Genomic DNA, 5,495 nt, shown 5'->3' with positions numbered 1-5,495 from the left:
TCGGATTTCCGGGGGCGCAGGTGGGTGCGTTCCACGGTGACCGCATTGGGGTCCAACCGATCGTGGAGGGCGTCAACTTCCTGTTCAAAGCGGTCCTCGAGTTCGGTCAATCGCTGGCGATTCAGTTCGAGGGATTCGTTGGCCCGCTCCACGTCGGCGTTTTCCTTTCTGATTCTGCCGGCTTTCCGCATTGTGGAGGTTGCGCGGGTCACGTTGCCGACCGACGCGGCGCGTCGGCCCAGGAGCGCGCCGAGGAGGGTGGCTCCGACGCCCAGCACGGTGGACAGTTTGTGCTGGCTGGCCTGCGATTTCTCACGCGCCAGCTTGTCTTCCGCCCGCCGCACGCGGTCGGTGAGGGTCTGCAGCTTGGCTGCGTAGTCGGCCTTGATCTTGGCCACCTCGGTATCGCGGAGTTCGCGGAGCGTCTGGGCGAGCCTGGCATGAAACTCACCTTCGGGTTCACCGGGCTTTGAGATCAACTTCAAGGACGGGCAGGCGAACAGGTCCAGAGTCGCATTTTGGAAGAAGTGCGAGACGAGCGTCTTCTGCCAGTGGCCGGCATTCTGCTTGCGGGCGGCGGCCGGGGGCAAGGGACTGAAACCGGCGTCATTTTGCGGCTGTTGTTCCAGCATCTCCTTGAGATCGCCTTCCATCCGGGCGGCCTCCCAATCCGCGAATCCGTTCTCATCGATGGGGGCGAGCAAGGATCGGGTGACCCAGGTATCGACGCCGGCCTTGGCGTCGACGAAGTGGAGTTTGCCCACGCCGATGACACCGGCCCGATAGATCACCTCGCCCAGCGGGTTGGCGGGACGAAGGAAATACTCAGCGATCTCCGGGGGCAGGACCGGTCGTCGGCGGCTGGAGGCAGCGGCGGCGACCTCGGCGGCGGATGGGCTCGCCGGGGTCGTCCCTTGGAGGGACGGGGTCGAAGGTGGGGAGGAGGCCGCCCCTCCCATCGCCTGCTTGATCTGGGGCAAGGTCATGGGGCCGCGGAGATAGGTCATCGCCCATCGGGTTTGAAACACGACGGGCAGGTCATCGTGCACGTTTCGCATCAGGAATACCCGGTTGCCCAACCCGGCCAGGAGTCGCTCCATTGCGGCGCGATCGAAAGTCGATCCCGTGCTGGCGGCTGCCCCTTCGAGGCCATCGATGACCCGCATTTTGTCACGCTCGGTCTGCAGTCGTCCGATCCACCAGGTTCCGGCATTGGACAACCCCTTGTAGTCCAGGTCCACCGGGTTCTGAGTGGCCAGCAGGACGCCGACTCCGAAGGCCCGGGCCTGTTTGAGCAGGGTGAGCATGGGAGTTTTGGATGGCGGGTTCGCGCTGGGCGGGAAGAAGCCGAATATCTCATCCATATAGAGAAGGGCTCGCAAACTGCCGGTTCCCGATTGCCCGCGCACCCAGCTCAGGATTTCGTTGAGCAGGATCGTCACAAAGAACATGCGTTCCGCATCGGAGAGATGCGCGATGGAGACGATCGCGATGCGCGGTTTTCCCTCGGGGGTGTAGAGCAGTCGCGGTATTTCGAGGGGCTCGCCTTCCATCCAGGCCGAGAAACCCGGAGAAGCAATCAGGTTGTTCAGCGCCATCGTCAGCGCGAAACGGTCCTTGGCGGAGTAGAACGATTCGAGGTCAAAGACGCCGATTTTTTCGAACGGTGGTTTCTGGACATCGTGGATGAGGGCGGCAATGTCGAGGCTTCGCCCCTCGCGCCAGGCTCGATCGAGTATATTGGACAGGAGAATGTATTCCCGGCTCCGGATCGGGTCCGCGTCGATTCCCATCAGACCCAGTAATCCGGAGACGGCGGACATGACGCGATCGCGGAGGGCGGCGGCGTCCTGGACGAATTCCGCGGGCGGGGCGGCGAACGATCGCAGGATTTGCAGCGGGCGTCCGGAGGCGTTGCCGGGCGTGTAGACCACGACATCGGCGGCCTGTCTGTATCGCCGTATTCGATCGCCGTCCTGGTCCCATTCCGCCAGTCCTTTCTTCCAGGTTTCGGCGGTTTTTTCGGCGAGTTCATCGGTCGTCATTCCCTTGCGGGACGCCTCGTCGGCATCGACCCAGGGCCGGAAATCGGCCGGGGTCAGTTCGGGGAACGCCAGGAGCAGATTCCCCAGATCGCCCTTGGGATCGATGGCGATGGCGGGGATGCCGTCGATCGCGGCCTCTTCGAGGAGTGATATGGCCAGACCGGTCTTGCCACTGCCGGTCATTCCGACAATGACTCCGTGTGTGGTCAGATCCTTGGCATCGTAGAGCAGGAGATTGTCCGTGCGGCATCCCGCGCCGAGGTCGAATTCCTTGCCGAGATAGAAGGCCCCCAGTTTTTCGAAGTCCCGCATTTTCGCTTCTCCTGACCGCAGAATGATGGGAATAGCAGGAAATCGGGCCTGCTGCGATGCTGGTAGTATAAGCACCGATCATAGCGGAATCAAATTCCTTTGATCCGCTGAGGTTCATCGATGGTTCGAGTAGGCGATGGAAGGTGCGGGAGCGGTCGGACGCGGTGTTCGGGTTGACAGATGGCGACGGGGTCGATGTCGACGTGGACCCGAACCCTGTGGCGTCCAAGGAGATGCGCGATCGTGGCGTCTGTTGAGGGGCGGTTCGGCGGAGGCATTTGACGAGTCTTGCGTCCGCCGACGGGAGTGGTATAATGCGTCCAGGGCTTTGCCGTGGGGGCAGAGGCCGGGTTGCAACATTTCTTGAAGGAGATGTGTCATGAAGGCCAAGGTGGTTGTGTTGGGGACCGCTGTGTTCGTGGTTGGAGTGCTCATGCTTTGGGCCGTTGCCCAGGAGGCCGAATCGCCCGCGGCAGGAGAGCAGGCGGTGGAGGAGGCCAAGGGGCAGGCGGTGGAAGTGATCAAGGAGAAGGCGGAGGAGATTGTCAAGAAGGAATGGACCGCCGAGGAGCAAGGGACGGAGGCCGAACCGCCCGCGATAGCGGAGCAGCAGGCAATGATGAAAGAACGGATGGAGATGATGCGCAAGGCGGGCGTATCGGAGGCGATGATCCATGGGTGGCGGGCGATGGTCGGGATGCCAATCTATCTCGACAGTCCGTTCGCGATCGCCGGCCAGGCAAGCGACCTTGGCCTGACCGCCGAACAGACTCAGAAACTCATGGACATCCAGAAGGAAGCCCGGCAGAAGACGATGGAACTCCTGACCGCCGAGCAGCAGGCCAAGGTGGGCAAGGTATCCGAGGCTCCGATGACCATGATGGAGATATGCAAGGCCATGCACGGCAATCAGGCAGTGATATCCGAGATGGAGAAATGCAAAGACGCGGCCTGCAAGTGCCCGATGTGCCCGATGATGAAGAAGCAGACGACCAAGCTGGACGAAGTGAAGAGACCGCTGGTGATCGAGTAAGGCCGCTTTCGACAATGAGGGGCGAGGTCATATCGCGATCGTGGAATCGCGGAAGGGAACAGGCGATCGCGCCCCGACGCGGTCTGCCGCCTCGGCGGCGAATTGATGATGTGGTCTTGCGGTGTCGCGGAGCTCGACACGTTGGGGCTCGGGTGCAGATCTGGCCCCGGTAGAGTCGAAGTGACGAACAGCGTAATACACAAAAGGAGATGCGATGAGTGCAGAGTTGATCATCCAACTGGTCACGGGTGCGATCGGCGGTAACGTCGCGGGGGGTCTGCTCAAGAAGCTGAGTCTGGGGACGCTGGGCAACTCCATCGTCGGTATTCTCGGCGGTGGCCTCGGCGGCCAGCTTCTCGCCATGCTGGGCGTTGCCGACCAGGCGCAGGCGAGTGGAGGAACGGACCTGGCGGCCATCGTATCGAGCGTGGCGGGCGGCGGCGTCGGGGGCGGTGTTTTGTTGGCGATCATCGGCGCGATTCGCAAGGCGATGAGCAAGCCGTCCTGACGATCATCGAGAAGACCAGGCAGGCTGTTCACGACGGGCAGGCCGTCGGGGAATGGTCCCTGTGGGTGATGGGAAGAAACTGGTTCGGCCGATCCTGGCGGAGGCGGTTGGGATATTTTTTTGAGTTTGGAAGCATCGGCAATGGATGGGGGAGGTCTTCAGACGCGGCATTCCATGACTCGAGGGCGATGAGGATGGTCGACCATCGGAAGGAAGGCGGCGTTGCCGGAGTGAACGGTGCGGATGCCGAGGGTGAAGGGGCGGGTTGAGCGAAGAGGCGGGTCATGACCCGCCCTACCGGATTTGGATTGGAGAGCGGATGAGGAAGGCTGGAGGGACTATTCTGACCATCTTGAAGCTTGGGCTTATGGGAGGGGGTTTGCTGGCGGTGTTGATTTGGGCGGGGGCGGTGGTGGATCACGTTCGTTTTTCCGACCAGAGTCCGCCGGGCGACATGCGCACGATCTCGGATTTCAGGGGGTGGCAGCCGTCGTATGTGCGGGCCTATCGGGTGGAGGTCAGAGGCTCCGTTTACTATGTCGTGCAGGGAGGTTTTGCGCGATCCACGCCGTCGGCGAAGGCGGAATACTACTTCGACAGCCGCGGCAACTATTTGACGTGGAACGCGGATCCGGGGGATTTCACGACGCTGGGCATCGTGAAGAATGCGGAAGCGAGGCGCACGGAGATTGCGATTGACGAGATCGGGAGATGAATGCGATGGCGGCTGAGATTGTGGCGTTTGACGAGCGGGTACATCGCGGGCAGGTGGTGCGGCTGTGGGAGTTGGTGTTCGGGTATGAGGCGGCGCACAATGCTCCGGGTCTGGTGATCGACAAGAAGCTGGCGGTGGGTGATGGGCTGTTTTGGGTCGCGACGGTTGATGGAGCGGTGGTCGGGACGGTGATGGCTGGATACGATGGGCACCGAGGATGGATTTACTCGCTGGCGGTTCATCCGGATTGTCGGGGGCGTGGGATCGGTTCGCGGCTTTTGTCGTGGGCGGAGCGGGGTCTGGCGTCGCGCGGGTGCGTGAAGATCAACCTGCAGATCATGGAGGGGAACGAGGGGGTGCGGGGATTTTACGAGGCGAACGGCTACGCGGTGGAGAAGCGTGTCAGTATGGGCACGAGGGTATTGGCGAACATCGAGGGGGTGCAGGATCGGAGGTCATCGGCGGCTGAGGGGAGCGTATTGCCAGGCGTCAGGATGGACGAGGTGGAGATCGTCAGCGGGGGCGTTGAGCTGCTGGGGCGGGTTGCGCCCTTGTGGCATGAGCTGAATCAGTTTCACGTGGGTGTGGGCGGGCCGTTTTCAGATGAGATATCGGGTCGGACGTTTGGTCAGAGGAGGGAGGGGCTGCTTGCCGGCGGAAAGGCGTTGCGGGTTGAGATCGTGTATCATGGAGGGGACGTGGGGTATTGCATCAGCAGCGTGTGCGGCGGCGTCGGCGAGATCGATTCGCTTTACCTGAAGCCGCGGTATCGCGGACGGGGGTTGGGCAGGAGGTTGACGGAGTCGGCTTTGCGGTGGATGGATGAGCATGGGGTTTCGAAGAAGGTCGTGGTTGCGTTGGCGGGGAATGAGTCGGCGGTGG

5 protein-coding genes are annotated in these 5,495 nt (G+C 62.1%); 4 read left to right on the top strand and 1 reads right to left on the bottom strand.

From position 1 onward, the window contains the following. A partial coding sequence (locus tag GXY33_08565; protein ID NLX05182.1) for a DUF87 domain-containing protein occupies positions 1-2,357 on the bottom strand: 2,357 nt, incomplete at its 3' end. Between the two features lie 379 nt (positions 2,358-2,736). Here GXY33_08565 and GXY33_08560 point away from each other — a divergent pair. The 4 genes from GXY33_08560 to GXY33_08545 form a co-directional block, all read left to right on the top strand. Further along, positions 2,737-3,390 carry a hypothetical protein gene (locus GXY33_08560; GenBank protein ID NLX05181.1) on the top strand — a complete coding sequence of 218 codons (654 nt, stop codon included), beginning with the start codon at positions 2,737-2,739 and terminating at the stop codon, positions 3,388-3,390. 214 nt (positions 3,391-3,604) lie between these two features. After that, on the top strand, positions 3,605-3,898 hold the full coding sequence (locus GXY33_08555; GenBank protein NLX05180.1) for a hypothetical protein: 294 nt from the start codon (positions 3,605-3,607) through the stop codon (positions 3,896-3,898). A 379-nt stretch (positions 3,899-4,277) separates the two neighbouring features. Continuing rightward, on the top strand, positions 4,278-4,613 hold the full coding sequence (locus GXY33_08550) for a hypothetical protein (GenBank protein ID NLX05179.1): 336 nt from the start codon (positions 4,278-4,280) through the stop codon (positions 4,611-4,613). Then, positions 4,610-5,495 (top strand): GNAT family acetyltransferase (locus GXY33_08545; GenBank protein NLX05178.1); only part of this gene is annotated, 886 nt, incomplete at its 3' end. The genes GXY33_08550 and GXY33_08545, both read left to right, overlap by 4 nt.

It is taken from the genome of Phycisphaerae bacterium, from assembly GCA_012729815.1.
Taxonomy (GTDB): Bacteria; Planctomycetota; Phycisphaerae; order JAAYCJ01; family JAAYCJ01; genus JAAYCJ01.
Note: the sequence above shows the minus strand (reverse complement) of the source record. Positions and strands in the feature narration are given on the sequence as shown.